At 69.2% G+C, this 19,856-nt stretch carries 21 protein-coding genes; 4 read left to right on the top strand and 17 right to left on the bottom strand.

What is annotated here, in order from left to right; all coding sequences use genetic code 11:
* Nucleotides 1–72 precede the first annotated feature (72 nt).
* From G6N14_RS03375 to G6N14_RS03320, 12 genes are all read right to left on the bottom strand, one after another.
* Entirely contained in the window at nucleotides 73–498 is a 426-nt protein-coding gene (locus G6N14_RS03375) for a hypothetical protein (RefSeq protein WP_085137088.1), read from the bottom strand.
* Nucleotides 499–634: 136 nt separating this feature from the next.
* A complete protein-coding gene (mshB, locus tag G6N14_RS03370) occupies nucleotides 635–1,552 on the bottom strand; it encodes an N-acetyl-1-D-myo-inositol-2-amino-2-deoxy-alpha-D-glucopyranoside deacetylase (protein ID WP_085137086.1) in 918 nt (305 codons plus the stop codon).
* 52 nt (nucleotides 1,553–1,604) lie between these two features.
* A complete protein-coding gene (locus tag G6N14_RS03365) occupies nucleotides 1,605–2,486 on the bottom strand; it encodes a hypothetical protein (RefSeq protein ID WP_133054952.1) in 882 nt (293 codons plus the stop codon).
* 168 nt (nucleotides 2,487–2,654) lie between these two features.
* The gene (locus G6N14_RS03360; protein ID WP_085137082.1) at nucleotides 2,655–4,571 is read right to left on the bottom strand and encodes an ABC transporter family substrate-binding protein; all 1,917 of its coding nucleotides are present in this window, start codon (nucleotides 4,569–4,571) and stop codon (nucleotides 2,655–2,657) included.
* 67 nt (nucleotides 4,572–4,638) lie between these two features.
* Nucleotides 4,639–6,525, bottom strand: a complete 1,887-nt coding sequence (gene typA, locus G6N14_RS03355) for a translational GTPase TypA (RefSeq protein ID WP_085137080.1) — start codon at nucleotides 6,523–6,525, stop codon at nucleotides 4,639–4,641.
* A 51-nt stretch (nucleotides 6,526–6,576) separates the two neighbouring features.
* The gene (locus tag G6N14_RS03350) at nucleotides 6,577–6,966 is read right to left on the bottom strand and encodes a MarR family winged helix-turn-helix transcriptional regulator (RefSeq protein ID WP_085137078.1); all 390 of its coding nucleotides are present in this window, start codon (nucleotides 6,964–6,966) and stop codon (nucleotides 6,577–6,579) included.
* A gap of 22 nt (nucleotides 6,967–6,988) precedes the next feature.
* Nucleotides 6,989–7,318 carry a DUF732 domain-containing protein gene (locus G6N14_RS03345; RefSeq protein ID WP_234809016.1) on the bottom strand — a complete coding sequence of 110 codons (330 nt, stop codon included), beginning with the start codon at nucleotides 7,316–7,318 and terminating at the stop codon, nucleotides 6,989–6,991.
* The gene (gene narI, locus G6N14_RS03340) at nucleotides 7,315–8,055 is read right to left on the bottom strand and encodes a respiratory nitrate reductase subunit gamma (RefSeq protein ID WP_234809015.1); all 741 of its coding nucleotides are present in this window, start codon (nucleotides 8,053–8,055) and stop codon (nucleotides 7,315–7,317) included. The genes G6N14_RS03345 and narI overlap by 4 nt, the downstream gene beginning before the upstream one ends.
* The gene (narJ, locus tag G6N14_RS03335) at nucleotides 8,052–8,714 is read right to left on the bottom strand and encodes a nitrate reductase molybdenum cofactor assembly chaperone (protein ID WP_085137076.1); all 663 of its coding nucleotides are present in this window, start codon (nucleotides 8,712–8,714) and stop codon (nucleotides 8,052–8,054) included. The genes narI and narJ overlap by 4 nt, the downstream gene beginning before the upstream one ends.
* Nucleotides 8,714–10,321, bottom strand: coding sequence for a nitrate reductase subunit beta (gene narH / locus G6N14_RS03330; RefSeq protein WP_085137074.1), 1,608 nt, complete (start codon nucleotides 10,319–10,321; stop codon nucleotides 8,714–8,716). Before narH ends, narJ begins: the two co-directional genes overlap by 1 nt.
* Before the next feature lie 2 nt (nucleotides 10,322–10,323).
* A complete protein-coding gene (locus tag G6N14_RS03325; RefSeq protein WP_085137072.1) occupies nucleotides 10,324–14,046 on the bottom strand; it encodes a nitrate reductase subunit alpha in 3,723 nt (1,240 codons plus the stop codon).
* Between the two features lie 139 nt (nucleotides 14,047–14,185).
* Nucleotides 14,186–14,593, bottom strand: a complete 408-nt coding sequence (locus G6N14_RS03320; RefSeq protein ID WP_085137070.1) for a (deoxy)nucleoside triphosphate pyrophosphohydrolase — start codon at nucleotides 14,591–14,593, stop codon at nucleotides 14,186–14,188.
* Nucleotides 14,594–14,626: 33 nt separating this feature from the next.
* On the opposite strand from G6N14_RS03320, the gene G6N14_RS03315 reads away from it, so the two are divergent.
* A complete protein-coding gene (locus G6N14_RS03315) occupies nucleotides 14,627–14,911 on the top strand; it encodes a 4a-hydroxytetrahydrobiopterin dehydratase (protein WP_085137068.1) in 285 nt (94 codons plus the stop codon).
* Here the strand turns inward: G6N14_RS03315 and G6N14_RS03310 are convergent.
* The gene (locus tag G6N14_RS03310; RefSeq protein WP_085137066.1) at nucleotides 14,889–16,202 is read right to left on the bottom strand and encodes a mannosyltransferase; all 1,314 of its coding nucleotides are present in this window, start codon (nucleotides 16,200–16,202) and stop codon (nucleotides 14,889–14,891) included. The two genes, G6N14_RS03315 and G6N14_RS03310, sit on opposite strands and share 23 nt — an antisense overlap.
* 84 nt (nucleotides 16,203–16,286) lie before the next feature.
* Between G6N14_RS03310 and G6N14_RS03305 the strand changes: the two genes are divergently transcribed.
* Nucleotides 16,287–17,318 carry an Rv1157c family protein gene (locus G6N14_RS03305; protein ID WP_085137064.1) on the top strand — a complete coding sequence of 344 codons (1,032 nt, stop codon included), beginning with the start codon at nucleotides 16,287–16,289 and terminating at the stop codon, nucleotides 17,316–17,318.
* 94 nt (nucleotides 17,319–17,412) lie between these two features.
* Here the strand turns inward: G6N14_RS03305 and G6N14_RS03300 are convergent, their stop codons facing one another.
* Nucleotides 17,413–17,559 (bottom strand): hypothetical protein, encoded by a 147-nt coding sequence (locus tag G6N14_RS03300; RefSeq protein ID WP_019737787.1) that lies wholly within the window; start codon nucleotides 17,557–17,559, stop codon nucleotides 17,413–17,415.
* Nucleotides 17,556–18,155 carry an HhH-GPD-type base excision DNA repair protein gene (locus tag G6N14_RS03295; RefSeq protein ID WP_085137062.1) on the bottom strand — a complete coding sequence of 200 codons (600 nt, stop codon included), beginning with the start codon at nucleotides 18,153–18,155 and terminating at the stop codon, nucleotides 17,556–17,558. Before G6N14_RS03295 ends, G6N14_RS03300 begins: the two co-directional genes overlap by 4 nt.
* A 140-nt stretch (nucleotides 18,156–18,295) precedes the next feature.
* Between G6N14_RS03295 and G6N14_RS03290 the strand changes: the two genes are divergently transcribed.
* Nucleotides 18,296–18,592, top strand: coding sequence for a DUF732 domain-containing protein (locus G6N14_RS03290; protein ID WP_085137060.1), 297 nt, complete (start codon nucleotides 18,296–18,298; stop codon nucleotides 18,590–18,592).
* Here G6N14_RS03290 and G6N14_RS03285 read toward each other — a convergent pair whose 3' ends face one another.
* Nucleotides 18,593–18,766 carry a DUF5302 domain-containing protein gene (locus tag G6N14_RS03285; protein ID WP_109559909.1) on the bottom strand — a complete coding sequence of 58 codons (174 nt, stop codon included), beginning with the start codon at nucleotides 18,764–18,766 and terminating at the stop codon, nucleotides 18,593–18,595.
* A 58-nt stretch (nucleotides 18,767–18,824) separates the two neighbouring features.
* Nucleotides 18,825–19,268: a PPOX class F420-dependent oxidoreductase gene (locus G6N14_RS03280; protein WP_085137058.1), complete on the bottom strand. Its 444-nt coding sequence runs from the start codon at nucleotides 19,266–19,268 to the stop codon at nucleotides 18,825–18,827.
* 63 nt (nucleotides 19,269–19,331) lie between these two features.
* Between G6N14_RS03280 and G6N14_RS03275 the strand changes: the two genes are divergently transcribed.
* Nucleotides 19,332–19,856, top strand: a complete 525-nt coding sequence (locus tag G6N14_RS03275) for a DUF1697 domain-containing protein (RefSeq protein WP_085137056.1) — start codon at nucleotides 19,332–19,334, stop codon at nucleotides 19,854–19,856.

Below are 19,856 nucleotides of genomic sequence, written 5' to 3'. Positions count from 1 at the left end.
CCATAACCGCCACAGTAGCCGCCGCCATCGGCGTCCCGGCGAGCGCACACCGGGCCCGACGGTCCGCCGGGATCACCTGGCCGTCGACGGTGCGGGCTGGCGGCGACGCCACAGCAGCCATCCCGCCGGTGCGCTGCCCAGCACGATCATCAACAGCACGCCGTAGGCCATCACACCCCGGTCGGCGAAGATCAGGTCACCCCCGGGTCCGCCCAGGGTCATCAGCGCGATCGTGAGCAACCATGCCCACAGCGGCAGCACGGCCAGGCGCAGCGAGGGCGTGCGCCGCAGCGCCACCCACACCAGACCGGCGTTGACCAGTCCCCCGATCACGGCGCTGAGCGGAAAGGGAACGGAACCGATGTGGGCGGGCAGCAGCAGTGCGGTGGCCACGGCGCAGAGCGCTCCGTCAAGGGCCAGCAGGGCCAGCACGACGAAGGTGAACGCCGGGCTGTCGGTAGGCGTCGCGGGCTCGGTGAGCGACGCGCCTCGGCTCAAGTCGGGATGCTGTCCAGCTGGCTGACCATTGAACCGACCATCCACTGGAAGCTGTCCAGCCACCACTGCCAGTGCTCCAAGTTGGGGTCCAGATCGGGATCCATGCCTACGCCTGCCTCTGCGTCGGGTGACTTGCTCAGCAGGAGCTTACCCGGTGCGGATGGCCGCCGAACCCAAGTCCCGCCAGCAGATCGGTCTCCCATCCCCTGGCGTCGCGCGGACCGGCCGCGCCGGCGGCCAGCACGTAGTGTTCGCTGTCCAGGACCGGCTGGATCACGTTGTTCGACAGGGCGAACGCGCGACCAGTCGGACCGACGGTGATCTGGGTGGCGTGGGCGGCCATGGCCGCCACTTTGGCGGCGCGCGACTCGGGAGCCTCGATCACCGCGTCGATCCGGTCGTCGGCGTAGTCCCCGACGGCGTCGGAGAAATCGTCGGCCCCCAGCGTCCAGTGCGGCAGGCGGTCGTCGTCCTGCAGCCGGCGCAACGCGGCCCTTCTGGCGCTGCCGGCCGTCACCGTCCAATAGAACTTCGGCGTGGCCCAGCCCGGATCGCCGGCGTCGGCCTGCGCTGCGTTCAGCGCCGCGGTGGTGACGCGATGGGCCTGGATGTGGTCGGGGTGGCCGTAGCCGCCGTGCGGGTCGTAGCCGACCACCACGTGCGGGCGGACCTTCCGGATCAGGGCCGCCAGCGCCCCGACGGTCTCGGTGTCGTCGGCGTCGATGAACCGCTGGTGACGCCGGGCGGGGGTGCCCGTCATCCCCGAGTCGCGCCAGCGCCCGGCGCCGCCGAGAAATTGCGGCGGACCGACTCCCAGCGCCCGCAGCGCCGCGGTCAGCTCACCGATGCGGTAGCCGCCCAACTGGTCGGCCCGGTCCACCGTCAGGTGCGCCCAACGGTCCCCGATGACCTCCCCTTCCTCCCCGAGCGTGCAGGTCACCACATGAACCTGGGCGCCGCGGGCGGCGTAGTGGGCGATGGTGGCGCCGGTCGTCAGCGTTTCGTCATCGGGGTGGGCATGCACGAACACAAGCCGGGGAATCCGATCGGACACGCCGAAACCCTACCGCCGCACGAGCGAATGAACCGCCGGCCCCGGTGGCCGCTCAGAACATGCCGGCGAACAGGCCCTCCCAGTCGATGCTGCCCAGCAGCAGCGCCAGGTTGTCGGCCTGCAGGGCCTCGATGATCTCGTTGAACTCCGCCGAACCCATCGCAAACAGCGCGTCCCAGTCCGGCTCGGTCAGGTCGAAGTTGCCCAGCAGGATCGGGCGGGTGTCGTAGCTGATGCCCATCATGGAGTTGAACGTCTCCTGGTTCTGCGCCAGCACCGAGTTGTTGATGCTGAAAATCCAGTTGACGGCTTCGTAGAGCTCGGGGCTGTCGCCGAACAGCCGGTCGGCGGCGGCCTGCTGCGCGGCGACAAGGGCGAGGTTGAATTCCAGCTGCGTCGTGGTGATGAGGTTGTTCAGCGCCTGCTGCGTCTCCGGGACGACGTTGAGGAACATGCTGAACCCGGCCATCATGTTGGCGGCGACGCTGGTGGCGTCCTGCTCGGCCACACCGTTGAACGTTCCGGTACCCGGGACTTCGACACCCCCGATGTATGCGGCGAACGGCGACCCGAGCAGCAGAGTCTGCGGGTCGAAGTTACCGCCGGCCAGCTCGGTCAGCAGCGTTTCGTCCAGGTCGGCGGTGCTCATCGCCGTGCCGACACCCCACGCGTCGTCGCCGCTTCCGTAGAGCATCGAGCCGAGGTCGACGAACTGGCCGTCGTCGCCACCGCCGCTGCCGACGATGTCGGGGCGGACGTGGTTGTCGATGATCTCGAGTCCCGGGCCGACGTCGACATTCGCTGCCGCCAGGTCGATGTCGCGGATCTGCTGATCGGGCAGGGCCGGCGCTATGGAGGTGAGCACCCCCACCAGGCCGCCGACACACAGAGCCGCAGCCGCCACTGAGAGGCAGCGGTGAGCGAGTTGTTCCATACCCAAACCCCTCCGACGTTTCCCGCGCAGGTTGCTTAATCTTACCCAAGAATTGGCTGTGCACAAGTCATTGGAAAAACCTGTTCTCCGGGGCCGAAACATGCCGCTGGCGCGGCGACGACCGGTCTGAGCAGGCATGACGGCTCACGCCGGACCTGCCGGGGGAATTCAGGGCAGTTTTACCCAGTTGCCGGCTTCGCCGACGATTCCCACGGGTACGGCGCCGGTCAGGCTGACGTTGGTCACGCTGGGACCGACGGCGACGATCGTGGTGTCCTGCAGGATCGGCAACACCGTCGCCATGTTCCACAGCCGTGGTTCGACCGAGGCGATCACCTCGCCGATGGGTTTGCCTCCGTCGAGGGCCGCGTCGATCTCATCCTGGATGGCGTGATCGCACACCCCGGTGATGTTGGACGGAGCCTGCACCAGCGCGCCCGGCGCCGGCGTGCGCGGCGGCGGGGTTGTTGAGCTGGGCGCGGCCGGTCCGGCGGCCGGCGCCGGGGAACGCGGTGCCGCCGTCCCCGACGGAGCCGGCACCGGGCTGCCCGAGGTGGGCACCGCGGTGGGGGCCAGCGCGCCGCAGCCGTAACGCGACGCCAGCAGCGTCGCCAGATCGCCACCGGCCTGCTGCCAGCCCACGATCGCGTCCACCTGGTGGGTGACCAGCGCCTCGCGATAGAGCTTCACCGGGTCCAGCGCCAGCACGGTGGCGGCGATGCCGACATTGCGCAACTGGTCGGCGGCGGTGTTCGCCACCGCCAGTGAGGTCGGGTCGTTGGCCGCCACCCCGATGACCAGCGACAGCTGTTCGCCGCCCCTGCTGATGCGTCCCCGGGTGATCTCCGGCGCCTGCGGCAGGGTGCTGGCCGCCCCGGCGGGGGGAACCAGCGCCGACGGCGGCGCGTCCTTCTCGACCCGGTAGCCGGCGGCCTGCAGCAGCGCCAGCGCCGCCGACTCCGACATGGCCGGTGGCGCGGTGGGCACGTAGCCGGGATCGCTGGGCGTCCGGATCTGGGCCTGGTCCAACGTCACGGTGTTGTCGCTGCCGGCCCCCACCGTGGCCAGCAGGCCGACATCGAGCAGCCCCAGAATGGCCCGGCGAACCCGGACGTCGGCCAGCTTGGGTTCCCCCGCCCGCAGCGCCAGCTGCATCACCCGGGGGGCGACCAGTCGGGTGGTCTGTACGCCGGGAATCACCGACAGCTGCGCGAACACCGCCGCGCCGCCGTGCACCTGCGCGACCTGGGTGTCGCCGTTGCGGATGGAGTCGGCCAGCGCCGCGGCCGACCCGGCGCGGCGGAACAGGACCAGGTCCGGCTTGGCCGGCGGGCCCCAGTAGCGGTCATTGCGGGCCAGCAGTATCGCGTCGCGCTGCGGGTCGATGTTCTCCACCCGGAACTGTCCGCCGGTGACCGGCAGTGCCCGGGCCAGGCCCGCCGGGAAGCCGCCGGGCACGTCTTTGACGATGTGGGCCGGCAGGATGTTGTTGAACAGCTCCCGCCAGGCGGGATAGGGCTTGGAGAAGGTGACCACCACCTGCTTGCCGCCCTCGACGGAGTGCACCCCGGTGATCAGGTCATAGCCCGCCGGGTCGACGACGCCGGGCTGGCTGACCATCTGCTGCCACAGGTACCAGAAGTCGTCGGCGGCGATCGGCGCGTTGTCGGTCCAGGAGGCCTCCGGGCGGATCCGGTAGGTCACCGTGAACGGCGCTTCGGCGGTCACCTGGGCCGACACCAACAGGTTCTGGTCCATCTCCCAGCGCGACCCGGTGGGCGTGGCGGGGTCCGGGACCGGCCGGAACGTACTGGGCAACACCAGGGCGCTGACCGCGGCGGTGACCGCCGACAGGTCCGAACGCAGGTGGGGGTTGAAGCCGGCACCGATGGAGTCGATGCCCATGATGATCTGGCTGATCCGCGGCGGTGGGGGCGCCGTGCTCTTCGTCGTCTCCGTGCTCTGCGGTGCGGGCGGCGGATTGACCGTGCACGCCGAGGTGGCCTGGGTGAGCACCAGCGTCGTCGCCAGAGCCAGGGCGCCCGCCGTGACACGGCTGCGGCGGGCTGGTCTCGGCACGGACATCAGGGTATCCGGGCGGCGATGACGGCGCGAAGACCGTCGGGCAGCGCGCCCGCCCGGCGCGGCGGCCCTAGAGATTCTTGGCCCGGGCGCGACTGCGAGCCCGCAGCGTCGAGTCCAGTTCGACCTTGCGGACGCGGATGACCTCCGGGGTGACCTCCACGCACTCGTCGGCGGCGCAGAACTCCATCGCCTGCTCCAGGTCGAGTTCGATCGGCCGGGCCAGCGTCTCCATCACGTCGGCCGTCGAGGAGCGCATGTTGGTCAGCTTCTTCTCTTTGGTGACGTTGATGTCGAGGTCTTCGGCCCGCGGGTTGATGCCCACCACCATGCCCTGGTAGGTGGCCTGGCCCGGCTCGACGAAGAACTGCCCGCGGTCGGCCAGTTGGATCAGCGCGAACGGTGTGATGGCCCCGGCCCGGTCGGAGACCAGGGATCCGGTGTGGCGGGCGCGGATTTCGCCGGCCCACGGCTGGTAGCCCTCGAACACCGCGTTGGCGATGCCGGTGCCGCGGGTCTCGGTGAGGAAGTCGGTGCGCCAGCCGATCAGGCCACGGCTGGGGATGATGAACTCCATCCGCACCCACCCGGTGGTGTGGTTGGCCATCTCGGTCATCCGCCCCTTGCGGGCAGCCGCCAGCTGGGTGATGGCGCCCACGTATTCCTCCGGGCAGTCGACGGTCAGGTGCTCGAAGGGTTCGTGCACTTTGCCGTCGATCTTGCGGGTCACCACCTGCGGCTTGCCGACGGTCAGCTCGAAGCCCTCCCGGCGCATCTGCTCGACGAGGATGGCCAGCGCCAGTTCGCCACGGCCCTGCACCTCCCAGGCGTCCGGGCGGCCCACGTCGACGACCCGGATCGAGACGTTGCCGATCAGTTCGGTGTCCAGCCGGGACTTCACCATGCGCGCGGTCAGCTTGTGGCCGGAGACCTTGCCCGCCAGCGGCGAGGTGTTGGTGCCGATGGTCACCGAGATCGCCGGCTCGTCGACGGTGATACGCGGCAGGGCGCGGGGCGCGGCGAGGTCGGCGAGGGTGTCGCCGATCATGATGTCGCCGATCCCGGCGATGGCGACGATGTCGCCGGCGGACGCCTCGTCGGTGGGGGTCCGCTCGACGCCCACGGTGACCAGCAGCTCGGTGATCTTGGCCGTGGTGGTCACCTCTTCGCCGTCGACTTCGCGCATCCAGGCGACCTGCTGGCCCTTGCGGATGCGGCCGTTGTACACCCGGATCAGGGCCAGCCGGCCCAGGAAGGCCGAGGCGTCGAGGTTGGTGACCAGCGCCTGCAGCGGCGCCTCCGGGTCGCCCGACGGTGGCGGCACGTGCTCGAGCAGCACGTCGAACAGGGGGTCGAGGTTCTCGCCGTCGGGGATCGAGCCGTCGGCGGGCGCGGTGGTACTGGCCACCCCGGCACGACCGGATGCGTACAGCGTCGGCAACCCCAGGGCGTGCTCGGCAGCGGCCTGCGCCTCGTCGTCGAGGTCGCTGGCCACATCCAGCAGCAGGTCGTGGCTGGCCTCGACCACCTCGGCGATGCGGGCGTCGGGCCGGTCGGTCTTGTTGACCACCAGGATGACCGGCAGGTGCGCGGCCAAGGCCTTGCGCAGCACGAACCGGGTCTGCGGGAGCGGCCCCTCGGATGCGTCGACCAGCAGAACCACACCGTCGACCATCGACAGCCCGCGCTCCACCTCGCCGCCGAAGTCGGCGTGGCCGGGGGTGTCGATCACGTTGATGACGGTGACCGACCCGTCGGCATGGTGACGATGCACGGCCGTGTTCTTGGCCAGGATCGTGATGCCCTTTTCCCGCTCCAGGTCACCGGAGTCCATCACCCGCTCTTGGGCCTCACCGCGCTCGGCGGCGAGTGCACCGGACTGGCGGAGCATGGCGTCGACCAGAGTCGTCTTGCCGTGGTCTACGTGCGCGACGATGGCGACGTTACGAAAGTTCACCGGGCGATTCTGCCAGCGCACCCTGTCAATCGCGAAAAGGTGAAACCGACGTCACAGTCCCAGGGGGGACTCCGCGGAAAACCTCTCGAGCTCTTTGAGGTGCAGTTCGGTGAGCGCCTGCAGGCACTGGGCGGCCGTTTCGGTGAGCTGCAGCCGGATCACCCGCTGATCTTCGCTGTCGCGTACCCGGGTGACCAGACCAGCGCTTTCGGCCCGCTGAATCAGCTCGCCGGCACTGTGATGCCGCAGCAACAGGTACTCGGCGATGTCGCCCACCGTCGGTCCCCGCGGGTCGCTGTGGCCCCGCACCGCCAGCAGCAATTGGTGCTGCGCCGGGGTGAGCCCAGCGGCCTGGGCCTGGTCGGCACTCCACCGCTCGAATCGGCGCAGCCGCGTGCGGAAGGCAAGCAACCGGGAGTAGACCTCGTCAGGCAGGGGCACGCCGTCACCTTATTCGGATTCGCTACGTCGTGCCCGCCACGCCGTTGCGCACCAGCTGATCCGGGCAGTACACCTGCGCGGCGATCCCCACGAACTGGGCTCCGTGCTCGGTTGTCAGGCCGGGATTGCGTGACTTGAGACCCTCGAGCACCTGCGGGCTGGGCTTACCTTCGGCGATCAGCTCGCACACCAGTTTCGCGGTGACGATCACCTGGTCGGCATTGGTGTAGGTGATCCCGGCCGCCTGCAGAGATGTCAGCAGTGCGGTGTCTGCGTCCCCGGGTTCGGCATACGCCGGCGCCGCCAGACACACCCCGCCGATTACGGTCATCAGCGCCGTGCGGATCCTCACCAGCCCCTCCTCTGCGGTCGTGAACCCATGGGTTGATTCCTCCTTGCTGCGTCGCGGCTGCGGTAGACGATGTAGGGCCGAAACAGGTAGCCGACCGGCGCGCTGAACGCGTGCACCAGCCGGGTGAACGGCCAGAGCGCGAACAGGGCCAGCGCGATCATCACGTGGATCTGGAAGTACAGCGGCGCCGCCAGCATCAGGTCGCCACGCGGGTGCAGCGTGAAGATCGACCGGAACCAGACCGAGATGGTCTCCCGGTAATCGTGGTCTTCGCCGTAGGCGGTGGTGCCCATCAGGGTGCAGCACATGCCGGCCACCAGAGCGCAGACCAGCACCGCGTACATGAGTTTGTCGTTGACGCTGGTGGCCTTGAACACCGAACGCTCGGTGCGGCGGCGGTAGACCAGCAGGCCTACACCGACCAGGGTCGCAAGGCCGGCCGGAATCCCGAGAATCATCGCTTGTACATGGTAAAGGCGATCGCTCATCCCCGCAGCGCGAGTCCACGACTCCGGCACCAGCAGGCCCATGACGTGACCGGCGATCACCACAAAGCTTCCGAAGTGGAACAGCGGGCTGCCGACTCGCAGCAGTTTGGACTCGTAGAGCTGCGACGACCGCGTGGTCCAGCCGAACTTGTCGTAGCGGTACCGCCACCAGGTGGCCACCCCGGCGACGGCCAGCACGAAATAGGGACCGATGTCCCACCACAGCTCCGCGTCGCTGATCAGGGTCATCGCGCCGGCACCGTGGGCATTCCGAGCGAGACGGCCGCCGTGAACGGCTGCAGTCCCACGGCTTCGGCCGGCGGCCCCGACTCCATCAGCTGACGCACCTGCTGCACCTCCTGATCGGTTGCCTCCCGGAGCGTCTGGCAGACCGCGCCCACGGTGAAGGCGTACCGCGATCCCGTCTGGGTCAACGCCCGGTGCACGACGTCGATGGGCGCACGGTGGCCCAGCAGCAGCCGGCCTCCGGCCACGGGATCCACCGTCGCGGCGAACTCCAGAACCACCGGCAGGTAGTCGGGCGCCTCCCCGGCCGGCGGCTGCACGCCGGCTTCGCGGTAGGCGTGGGCGAACGCCAGCATCTGCATCCCGCGGTTGCGGGTGTCGCCGCCGGTCCAGTAGGTCAGCAACATCGTGGCGCGCCGGCGCATGTCGAAGGTCTCGACGTATTCGGCGGCGGCGGCCATCGGGTCCGCCGCGCGCAGCGCACTGGCCGTGCGCCGCAACAACGCCGCCGGCGGCCCGGCGTGGACCAGCAGCGCCTCGACGGTGTCGAGCCGCTGCGGCAGGTGCTCGTCGGGGTAGGACAGCAGCAGCGACGCTGCCTGCCACACCGCCCGGTCGGCGGGTCCGCCCGCCGGGCGCCGAGGTGGGAGTCGGAATCGCATCAGTGCCGCTCCGGGAACATCTCCGGCACGGCCCGCTGGCCGCCGCCCCAGTTGAGCAGGTTGGTCCGGCCCTGGGGACGTTGCGCGTGCCCGTTTTCGACCAGGTGGAACGAGGATTTCGCGGCCTCTCCGACACCGGCGCCGACGAACGGATCCGGCACGTCGGGACCGCCGGTGATCGAGCATCCCAGGTGTTCCAGGTCGTGCGCCTGCTGACTGTAGGCAGTGGGAATCACATAGCGCTCTTCGTATTTCGCGATCGCCAACAAGCGATACATGTCGTACATCTGCTCTTCTGTCATGCCGACCGCGGCGGGGATGTGCGGCCGGGTGTCCCGCCCCAGGCTGATGTCGCGCATATAGGAGCGCATCGCGGCGAGCCGGCGCAGCACGCTCTCGACCACCGCGGTGTCGCCGGCGCTGAACAGTTCGGCCAGGTAGGCCATCGGGATGCGCAACGCCTCGAGCGCTCCGAACAGGTTGCCCAGATCCTCGCCGTCGTGGCCGTCCCGGCTGACCGCGTCGACCACCGGCGACAGCGGCGGGATGTACCAGACCATGGGCATGGTGCGGTACTCCGGATGCAGCGGCAACGCCACTCGAAAGGTGTTGATCAGCGCGTAGATCGGCGAACGGGCGGCGGCCTCGATCCAGGTGTCGGAGATCCCCTCGGCCCGCGCTCCGGCGATCACCGCCGGGTCGGTCGGGTCGAGGAACACGTCGCACTGCGCTTGATACAGATCCGCGTCGTTGTCGACCGACGCCGCCTCGAGCACCTTGTCGGCGTCGTAGAGCACCAGGCCGATGTAGCGCAGCCGGCCGACACAGGTTTCCGAGCAGACGGTCGGCAGCCCGACTTCGATGCGCGGGTAACAGAAGTGGCACTTCTCGGCCTTGCCGGTCTTGTGGTTGAAGTACACCTTCTTGTAGGGGCATCCCGACACGCACAGCCGCCAGCCGCGGCAGCGGTCCTGGTCGACGAGCACAATGCCGTCTTCTTCGCGCTTGTAGATCGCCCCGGTCGGGCACGACGCCACGCACGACGGGTTCAGGCAGTGCTCGCAGATCCGCGGCAGGTAGAACATGAAGGTCTCTTTGAGCTCGCTGGTGATCCGGTCGCTGACCTTCGCCAGGACCGGGTCGTTGACCAGGTTTTCGGGCGCGCCGGCCAGATTGTCGTCCCAGTTGGGGCCCCATTGGATCTTCAGCGGCTCGCCGGTGATCGAGCTCTTGGGCTCGGCGACCGGCATGGTGTCGGCCAGCGGCGCCGCGGTGAGGTTCTCGTAGTCGTAGGTCCACGGCTCGTAGTAGTCGGTCAGCTGCGGCAGGTTGGGGTTGGCGAAGATGTTCAGCAGCTTGTGCACGCGGCCGCCGGCCAGCAACCGCAGCCGGCCCTTGCGGTCCTTGGTCCAGCCGCCCTTCCAGCGACTCTGGTCTTCGTAGGTGCGTGGATAGCCCCCGCCGGGGCGGGTTTCGACGTTGTTGAACCAGACGTATTCGGTGCCCTCGCGGTTGGTCCAGGCCTGTTTGCAGGTCACCGAACAGGTATGGCAACCAATACATTTGTCCAGGTTCATCACCATGGCCAACTGCGCCATCACCTTCATGGTCAGTACCTCACGTCCTGACTGCGCCGCCGCACCACGGTCACCTCGTCGCGCTGGTTTCCGGTCGGGCCCAGATAGTTGAACCCGAACGCGTGCTGCCCGTAGCCCCCGGCGAGATGGCTGGGCTTGACCCGGATTCTGGTCAGCGAGTTATGGGTGCCGCCCCGCTTGTTGTTGGTCTCGGCCCGCGGGGTGTCGACCGTGCGCTCCTGCACGTGATAGACGAACACCACCCCGTCGGGCATCCGCGAGCTGACGATCGCACGTCCGACGAACACCCCGTTGACGTTGACCGCTTCGATCCAGTCGTTGTCCCTGACACCGATTTTCGCGGCATCGCCGGGGCTCATCCACATGGTCGGGCCACCGCGCGACAGCGTCAGCATGTACAGGTTGTCCTGGTAGGTGGAGTGGAAGGACCACTTCGAATGCGGCGTCAGGTAGCGCACGGTGATGCCGATGCCGTCTGCGGCCGCACCCAGCTCGGGGGCGTCGAACAGCCGCACCATGTCCAGCGGCGGGCGGTATACCGGCAGGTGTTCGCCGAGCTCCTCGATCCAGTCGTGGGCGGTGTAGAAGTGCATCCGGCCGGTCAGGGTGTGAAACGGCTTGAGGCACTCGATGTTGATGGTGAAGGGCGCGTAACGCCGCCCGCCGGTCTCGCTGCCGGACCACTCCGGGCTGGTGATCACCGGCACCGGGCGCGCCTGGGTGTCGGCGTAGGTGATCCGCTTCTCCGCACTGCCCTCCGACAGGTGCGCCAGCCGCCGGCCGGTGCGCTTCTCCAGCTCCCGGAAACCCTCGGTCGCCAGCCGGCCGTTGGTGGTGCCCGACAACGCCAACACGGTGTCGCACATCCGCGTCGCGGTGGTCAGCGCCGGGCGCCCCTGCCCCGCCCCGGATGTCAGCACCCCGAAGCGGGCGGCCAGGTCCTCGACCTCTTCGTGCGGGAAGACCGTGTAACCCTTGGTGGTCATTCCGAGGGTGTCCACCAGCGGCCCCAACGACTGCCACTTGTCGAAGATCGCGGTGTAGTCGCGCTGCACCACCGTCACGTTCGGCATGGTCTTGCCCGGAATCGGCGTCTGGCCGCTGCGCAGCCAGTCGCGCTCGGCACCGTCGGGGCAGGCCATCGCGTCGGCGGTGTCGTGCGCCATGGCGGTGAGCACCACGTCATTGCGGACGCCCAGGTGCTTGGCCGCGAGCGCGCTGAATGTCCGGGCGATCGCCCCGAAGGCGTCGTAGTCGCTGCGGGTCTCCCAGGGCGGGTCGATCGCGGCGCTGAACGAGTGCACGTAGGGATGCATGTCCGTCGACGACAGGTCGGCCTTCTCGTACCAGGTGGCCGCCGGCAGCACGATGTCGGAGAGCAACGTGGTGGAGGTCATCCGGAAGTCGATCGACATCAGCAGGTCGAGTTTGCCCTCGGGAATGTCGCGGTCCCAGCGCACATCCGCCGGTTTGACCCCGCCGGCGGGCGGCGCTCCGATCACGCTGGCGTCAGTGCCCAGCAGATGCTTGAGGAAGTACTCTCCGCCCTTGCCGGACGCCCCGATCAGGTTGGCCCGCCACACCGTCAGCACCCGCGGCCAGTTCGCCGGGTCGTCGGGGTCGGTGACCGCGAGTCTGAGTTCGCCGGAGGCGAGTCTCTCGGCGACGTAGTCACCGGCGTCGCGACCGGCGGCAGCGGCCTCGTCGGCCACATCCAGCGCAGAGCGGTCGAACTGCGGATAGAACGGGCTCCAGCCCATGGCCGTGGCCGAGGCCAGGATGTCCATGGTGTGCCGACCGTCGAATCGGCCGCGCCCCAGCGGCGTTGCGAGTTTTTCCGCCCCGTAGGCGTCGTAGCGCCATTGATCGGTGTGTGCGTACCAGTAGGAGGTGCCGGGCACCTGGCGCGGCGGCCGCGACCAGTCATTGCCGGTGGCCATGGTCTGCCATCCGGTCAGCGGGCGCACCTTTTCCTGGCCGACATAGTGCGCCCAGCCGCCGCCGTTGCGCCCCATCGCGCCGGTGAGCATCAGCAACGCCAGGACCGCCCGGTAGGTGGCATCGCCGTGGAACCACTGGCAGATGCCGCTGCCCATGATGATCATCGAGCGGCCGCCGGATTCTTCGGCGTTGCGGGCGAATTCGCGTGCGACTCGGATCGCCTGGGCGGCCGCCACACCGGTGATCGGCTCTTGCCAGGCCGGGGTGTTGACCTGTGTGGCGTCGTCGTATCCGGTGGGCCACTGGCCGGGCAGCCCGGGCCGGCGCACCGAGTAGTTGGCCAGCATCAGGTCGAACACCGTGCAGACCAAGTGCTCACCGACCTGGCGCACCGGGATCCCGCGTTCGACGGCGGTGCCGTGGCCGGTCACGGTGTCGAAGCTGGGCAGCCAGACCAGCGCGGTGGGTTGATCACCGTTGCGCGCTGTGGGGCTTTTGAGGCTCAACGCCGGCCGCAGCTCGCCCAGGTCGAGGTTCCACTTGCCGATGCCGTCGTCGCCCCAGCGGAAGCCCAGCGAGCCGTGCGGTACCACCACGGTGTCGGTGACCTCGTCGAGCAGGGCCGGCTTGAACGCCGAGTTCTCGGTTGCCGCAAGCTCTCCGCCCAGGTCGGCGGCGGTCAGGTTCTTGCCCGGAACCAGGCGGCCGTCGCGGGACTCCAGCTTGATCAGGAAGGGCAGGTCGGTGTAGCGGCGCACGAAGTCGGCGAAGAACGGGACTTCGCGTTCGGCGTAGCACTCGGTGAGGATCACGTGGCCCATCGCCATGGCCAGTGCACCGTCGGTGCCGGCCGCACACGGCATCCACTCGTCGGCGAACTTGGTGTTGTCGGCGTAGTCCGGGCTGACGGTGACCACCTTGGTGCCCCGGTAACGCACCTCGGCCATCCAGTGCGCGTCGGGGGTGCGGGTGATCGGGACGTTGGAGCCCCACATCATCAGGTACGCCGCGTCCCACCAGTCGCCGGACTCCGGGACGTCGGTCTGGTCGCCGAAGACCTGCGGCGAGGCGACCGGCAGGTCGGCGTACCAGTCGTAGAACGACGTCATCACCCCGCCGAGCAGCTGGATGAAGCGCGACCCGGCGGCATAGGACACCATCGACATCGCCGGAATGGGCGAGAACCCCGCGATCCGGTCCGGCCCACGGGTTTTGATGGTGTGCACGTGGGCCGCGGCGACCATCTCGGTGGCCTCGGCCCAGCTCACCCGGACCAGCCCGCCCATGCCGCGCGCCTGCTGGTAGGTGCGCCGGCGCTCGGGATCGGCCTGGATGTCCGCCCAGGCCGCCACCGGGTCGCCCAGGCGCGCCTTGGCCTCGCGGAACATCTCCACCAGCACGCCGCGGGCGTAGGGGTAGCGAACCCGGGTCGGCGAGTAGGAGTACCAGGAGAACGAGGCGCCGCGCGGGCAGCCGCGGGGCTCGTATTCGGGGCGGTCCGGGCCCACCGAGGGATAGTCGGTGGCCTGGTTCTCCCAGGTGATGATGCCGTCCTTGACGAAGATCTTCCACGAGCACGAGCCGGTGCAGTTGACCCCGTGGGTGGAGCGCACCACCTTGTCGTGACTCCAGCGGTCCCGGTAGAAGGTGTCGGCCGCGCGCCCACCCCGGCGGGTGACGGTGCGCCCGTCCGGCGAGACCTGGCCGGGGGTGAAGAACCGGCTGCTGCGTCCGAGCAGTTGCTCGAACGGCCCACCGATATGCGTGGTGGGCGGTCGCGCTGCACGTGTCATCGGGGCCTCCTTAGCGCCGCGCTCCGACGGGTCATGTGCAGTCCGGAGCCGCCGCACACCATTTCAGGCCCGAAACACCAGCGTAGCGGGATATATCGCTCAACGACCCTTTTGCAGGGCGAGATTTAACAGAGCGTTTTCACCAGAGTGCCCGAGCCAGCTCGGGCAGCCAAGCCCGGTCCGCCGGTACCCAGTCAACGTCGAGCAGTTGCACAGCCGTCACCCAGCGCAGGGCCTGATGGTCATGGGCCTGCGGCTCGCCGGCGCTGAGCCGTACAAGGTAGGCGCGCAGGATCATCTGCGGGTTCAGCACCACATCCGCGCCCAGGCGCTCCCCGACCGTGATCGCGTCGGGGTCCAGGCCCAGCTCCTCACCGAGCTCGCGCGCCAAGGCGGCCGGTTCGCTCTCACCGGGCATGACTTTGCCGCCCGGCAGCTCCCAGCGACCGGCCAGCTCCGGCGGGCGGCGACGCTGCGCGATCAGCACCGCGCGCCCCGCCGGCGACGGCGCGACGACGGCTCCGGCGACGACGATCTGGGAGGGCATGGCGTGTGAGGCTATACCGTCCTACGGTCAGGTATGGCGTTGTTGACCGATGACCAGATAAACGAGGCACTGCCCGGCCTGCCGGGCTGGGAGCACACCGACGGCGCGTTGCGCCGCACGGTGAAATTCGACTCGTTCCCCGCCGGCATCGAGGCGGTGCGCCGGGTCGCTGAGCGCGCCGAGGCGGCCGATCACCACCCCGACATCGACATACGATGGCGCACCGTGACTTTCGTCCTGGTGACCCACTCGGCCGGCGGGATCACCGACAAGGATGTGGCGATGGCCGGTGAGATCAACCGGATTCTGCAGACCTGACCCGTGAGGCCGCCATCCAGGCCAGGGTTACCAGCGCGCCGACGATGTAGACCAGACCGGCCCACGCCAGGTACCACGGCCGGCCGTCCTGCCAGATCGTCGGCTGGAAGAAGCTCAGCAGCCAGGGCACCCCGGTCAGGGTCAGCGCCAGCCACAGCCAGCCCAGTGCGCGGGCGCCCGGAAGACCGGCACGGGGCCCGTGCAGCAGCCAGACCATCAGCGGCACCAGCCAGACCCAGTGATGCGTCCAGGAGATCGGCGACGCCAACAGCCCGAACAGCTCGACCACCAGCAGCGACCCGAGCGGATCGGGTCCGGACGGCCCGCTGTTGAGCGCCCGCCAGGCCAGCACCGCCAGCGCCGCGGTGACGCCGATCGCGACCAGCACCGGCGTGCTGTAGCCCGCGTCGTGGCCGAGGATGCGCGAGATCCCGCCCCGCCACGACTGGTTGAAGGACGTGCCGATGGGGCCCACCCGGTGGGCGTCGCCGAGCAGCTCGGTGAAGTAGCGGCGGGCCTGATCCCCGGTGACCCACACCGAGACCGCGATGGTGCCGGCGAACACGACCGCCGAGCACACTGCCGCCGCCCACCGCCGCGCCCCGGCCAGGTACACCCCGGCGATCGCGGGGGTGAGTTTCACTCCGGCGGCCAGGCCCACCAAAAGCCCTGAGACCCACCATCGTCGGCTGTTGACCGCGGCGAGCACCGCCAGCACCAGGATCACGTTGATCTGGCCGTAGTCGAAGGTGCTGCGCAGCGGCTCGGTCCAGATCCCCACTGCCGTCCACAGCATCGCGGTCCGGCGGTTCAGCGAGGCTCGACGAAGGAGAGGCGAAGCTGGGACCGGCTGGCCCAGCAGGCGCTGGCAGAGCCGCACCACGCCGTACAGCGCGGCCACCGTCCCGATCTGCCACAGGAAGGCGACCAGGCCGAACGGCAGGAAGTGCAGCGGGTAGAACACCACCGCCGCGAACGGCGGGTAGGTGAAGGGCAGCGGGAAGTCGGGCGTCTGGTCGGCGTAGACGTAGTCGTAGAGACCGCCGGGCCGGGCCAGCGCGGCCGCGCCGCTGATGTAGACGTGCAGGTCGACGAAGTTGGCGCCGCGGGGGGTCAGGTAGGTCAAGGCCAGGCGCGCCGCGACGCTGGCGGTCAGCAGCAGCGGGGCCCACGCGATCAGGCGGGACGTGCGCGAGGGCGCAACCGGGGTGTCCAGGGTGGTGTCTACCGGCACGACTTTAGCGAACGGCCGATCGGTCACCGTCGAGGTTCGGGTCCGTAACGGTTCCATAAATCACACTCGTGTCACTTGAGCCTCACCAGTAACAGGCTAGCTTCGTTTTCCAGGACGCCACCGCCGATGATTGGGGAAGTCATGTCGCGCCTGAAGACGCTGTTCCGCACGCCGCAGTTCACCATGCAGCGCACCGCCGCCAAGGCCACCGTCGCAGCCGGATCGTCGGCCGTGCTGGTCTTCGGCGCCGTCAGCGGGGTGGCCCTGGCCGACCCGGCCATGCCGGCGTTGCCGTTGCCCGCCGCGGGATTCCCCGGGCTGCCGGCCATCGAGCAGCTGAGCCCGGTGATTCAGCAGGCCGCCGCCGACCCCGCCGGGGCGACCTCCCTGCTGATGGCCGCGGCCGCCGCATTCGCCGGAAACCCCGCCGCCACCGCCGACTCCCGGCAGGTGGCCGACTCGGTGGCACAGTTCGTGCAGTCACCGCCCGAGGCCCTGTCGCCCCTGCACGTTCCGACCGCCGGCTCGGCTCCCGGCATGGTGGCCCACCTGCCCAGCGGCGTCGACCCGGCCAAGTCGGTGGGTCCGGTCGCCCAGGCGGCGCCCAGCGCCCCCGAAGCCCTGCCCTCGCCCTCCGAGGCCGTTCCGGCCGCCCCGGACGCCGTCGCGGCAGCTCCCGACGCCGCTGCGGTGGCGCCCGGCGCCGCGTCGGTGGCGCCCGGCGCCGACGCGGTGCCGACCGCCAATGCCGGATTCGGCCCGGATGCCCCGCCGACCCAGGACTTCATGTACCCGTCGCTGGGCCAGAACTGCTCCGCCGATGGCGGCAACGTCATCGCCACCGCCCTGTCGGTGGCCGGCCCGGCCACCATCCCCACGCCGGGCCCCAAGGCCGGCCAGACCGCCTACGTGTTCACCGCCGTGGGCACTCCCGGCCCGGCCGAGACGCAGAAGCTACCGCTGAACGTCACGTGGGTGAACCTGACCACCGGAAAGTCCGGCAGCGCAACGCTGCAGCCGCGCAGCGACATCAACGCCGAAGGGCCGACGACGCTGACCGCGATCGTCGACACCGGCTCGGGCAGCATCATGTCGACGATCTTCGGTCAGGTCAGCACCAAGGACCACCAGTGCAACTTCCTGCCCACCATCGGCTCGACGGTGGTGCCCTGAGCCGTCAGTAGGCCAACCGCCAACGCCGAGACCGACGTATTGCAGGAATGCTCTCGCACTTCCTCTGCAAAACGTCGGTCTCGTGCTAACAGCGTCAGTAGGCCATGAAGAGGATGGCGTCCCGGTCGTAGCTCATACCGGGATGCGCATCCGCAAGGTGCTTCTGGGTCAGGTCGACCAGATCGTCTTCGTCCTTGCCGACGATGGCCTCGCCACACGGACAGTTCAGGTGAGTTTTCACTTCGCCGCCTTTCCCTTGTTCTCCCGGCCGGTCTTCGCAGCCAATTTCTGGGCCTTCTTCGTGGACCGCACCTGCTGCAACGACGACGCATCCACGACGTCGGCGATCGACAGATGTGTGCCCGCTTCACCGTAGGCCCCGGCAGCCTCCCGCCATCCCGACGGGGTCACGCCGTACTGCTTGCCGAGCAGTGCCAGAAAGATCCGGGCCTTCTGCTCGCCGTAGCCGGGCAGCGCCTTGAGGCGTTTGAACACCTCGGCGCCGTCGGGTTCCCCGACCGTCCACAGCGCGGCGGTGTCACCCCCGTACTGCTCGCACACCGCCTTGGCCAGCGCCTGAACCCGGGCCGCCATCGAACCCGGGAACCGGTGCACCGCAGGCTTTTCGGCGAACAATGCGGCGAACTCCTCCGGGTCGCGCGCGGCGATGTCGTGCGGGTCGAGCCCACCCATCCGGTCGGCGATCTTCTTCGGACCGGCGAAGGCGACCTCCATCGGGATCTGCTGGTCAAGCAACATCCCGACCAGCAGCGCGAACGGGTCGGCGCTCAGCAGGGCATCGGCTGGCGGATCTCCGGCCAACTGCAGCATGGGCACCGGCTCAGTCTAGGGCCACACCTGTCGGCCACCGGCGGCAATGAGCACCCCGGCCGACCAAAGCGTTCCGGTGGTCTGTGTCGGTGGAGTGTGCGAGCGTGTAACCACATCCGGCGAACGCACCCCTTAGGAGAAAGACCATGAGACGGGCAGTGGCAGTTCTCTTCGCAGCAGCGGTCACCGCTGTGGCCCTGGCCGCCACGGCCGGTGCGATACCGGAGCAGGGCACCCCGGAGTTCGACACCTACATGCAGGGCCTGGAACGCAACGGGTTCAACTTGAACCCCGACACCGCGTGGCGCGTCGCCCACCAGGCGTGCGAAGGCGGCCTTCCCGGGTTCATCAGCTGGGAGCTGATGGCCCAAGGGGTCGTCGGCCCGGGCGCCGATCAGCGCTTGATGGACGTGGCCCGCAAGTACGCGTGCCCCGTGCAGTAACTAGCCGCTCTTGCGGCGGAACTCCCGACGGCTCTCCACCGGTCCGTGCGACCGCGACTGCTTGGCTCCGGCGTCCTTGTGGTCGGATCCGCCGGCCGCCTTGGTGTTCTTGCGCTCTAACGCCTCGCGGAACTTGCGCTTGTTCTCGTCTGCGGCGGAATCTGACTCGGGCATACCCGGAGCCTAGCGGTGATCCCCGGACCGGCGCAGCCTGTCTCGGCCAAACCTGGCCTCAGCGCACGCCGGGGGGCATGCCGTAGAGGTGGTGGATAGGCAGGGTCAGCAGCACCCGCCGGTCGGTCACCATGGCCTGGCGGTAGTCGTCCCAGTCCGGATGCTCTCCGGCGATGCTGCGGTACAACTCGACCAGCGCCTCGACGGTGTCGTCGTCGGGGGCGCCGGCCGGCGGTGTCAGCTGGGCATCCCCCTCGGCGACGGCATAGGACCAGCCGTCATCGGAGCTGACCAGGAGCGACGCACGGGAGTCGCGGCGCAGGTTGCGGGTCTTGGCCCGCGGCTCGGTGACCGACACCTGCACGGTGAGGGCCCGCGGATCGAAGTGGTACTGCACGTTGGACAGCTGCGGGCGCCCGTCGCGCTTGAGGGTGGCCAGCACTCCCAGCGAGTTCCCGCTGATCACGGCCAGCAACTTGTCGTCGAACACCTGGCGCCCCATGATCGAAGCGTACCGACGCGCCGGGCCGTTGCCCGTGTTCTTCGGAGGATTGGAGTAGGCCGCATGAGCCGGTATGCGCTGTTTCTGCGCGGCGTGAACGTCGGCGGGATCAAGCTCAAGATGCCCGACGTCGCCGCGGCGCTGCGCGACGCCGGATTCGACGAGGTCCGCACCCTGCTCGCCAGCGGCAACGTACTGCTGGACTCGCCCGCCAAAGCCGCCGCGGTGCGGGCCACCGCCGAATCCGCGCTGCGGCAGCGCTTCGACTACCAGGCCTGGGTGCTGGTCTACGACGTCGACACGGTCCGCGAGATCGTGGCCGCGTACCCGTTCGACGCCGTGGATCCCGGCCTGCAGTCCTATGTCACCTTCGTCGCCGACGACGCGGTGCTGGCCGAACTGGCCGAGCTCACCGACGGCGACGAGAAGATCACCCTCGGGGACGGGGTGGTCTACTGGCAGGTCCCCAAGGGCGACACCTTGACCAGCCCCGTGGGTAAGACGATGGGGGCCAAGCGCTACCAATCGGCCACCACGACCCGCAACCTGCGCACTGTGCACAAGGTGCTCGACTCCGCCGACCGGTAA

This window comes from Mycolicibacter hiberniae (assembly GCF_010729485.1).
In the GTDB taxonomy this organism is placed as follows: domain Bacteria; phylum Actinomycetota; class Actinomycetes; order Mycobacteriales; family Mycobacteriaceae; genus Mycobacterium; species Mycobacterium hiberniae.
The sequence above is the reverse complement of the archived record's forward strand: the minus strand, read 5'-3'. Positions and strand labels throughout refer to the sequence as shown.

Bases quoted from the DNA above. Each gene is read 5' to 3' on its own strand.
- narJ (WP_085137076.1), bottom strand. From the start codon at position 8,714: ATGCGATTCCGACTCCCACCTCGGCGCCCGGCGGGCGGACCCGCCGAC.
- narH (WP_085137074.1), bottom strand. From the start codon at position 10,321: ATGAAGGTGATGGCGCAGTTGGCCATGGTGATGAACCTGGACAAATGT.
- G6N14_RS03315 (WP_085137068.1), top strand. From the start codon at position 14,627: ATGGCGTTGTTGACCGATGACCAGATAAACGAGGCACTGCCCGGCCTG.
- narI (WP_234809015.1), bottom strand. From the start codon at position 8,055: ATGACCCTGATCAGCGACGCGGAGCTGTGGTGGGACATCGGTCCCTAT.
- G6N14_RS03280 (WP_085137058.1), bottom strand. From the start codon at position 19,268: ATGGGGCGCCAGGTGTTCGACGACAAGTTGCTGGCCGTGATCAGCGGG.
- G6N14_RS03325 (WP_085137072.1), bottom strand. From the start codon at position 14,046: ATGACACGTGCAGCGCGACCGCCCACCACGCATATCGGTGGGCCGTTC.
- G6N14_RS03310 (WP_085137066.1), bottom strand. From the start codon at position 16,202: ATGGAACCGTTACGGACCCGAACCTCGACGGTGACCGATCGGCCGTTC.
- G6N14_RS03305 (WP_085137064.1), top strand. From the start codon at position 16,287: ATGTCGCGCCTGAAGACGCTGTTCCGCACGCCGCAGTTCACCATGCAG.
- G6N14_RS03275 (WP_085137056.1), top strand. From the start codon at position 19,332: ATGAGCCGGTATGCGCTGTTTCTGCGCGGCGTGAACGTCGGCGGGATC.
- G6N14_RS03320 (WP_085137070.1), bottom strand. From the start codon at position 14,593: ATGCCCTCCCAGATCGTCGTCGCCGGAGCCGTCGTCGCGCCGTCGCCG.
- G6N14_RS03365 (WP_133054952.1), bottom strand. From the start codon at position 2,486: ATGGAACAACTCGCTCACCGCTGCCTCTCAGTGGCGGCTGCGGCTCTG.
- G6N14_RS03290 (WP_085137060.1), top strand. From the start codon at position 18,296: ATGAGACGGGCAGTGGCAGTTCTCTTCGCAGCAGCGGTCACCGCTGTG.
- G6N14_RS03285 (WP_109559909.1), bottom strand. From the start codon at position 18,766: ATGCCCGAGTCAGATTCCGCCGCAGACGAGAACAAGCGCAAGTTCCGC.
- G6N14_RS03360 (WP_085137082.1), bottom strand. From the start codon at position 4,571: ATGTCCGTGCCGAGACCAGCCCGCCGCAGCCGTGTCACGGCGGGCGCC.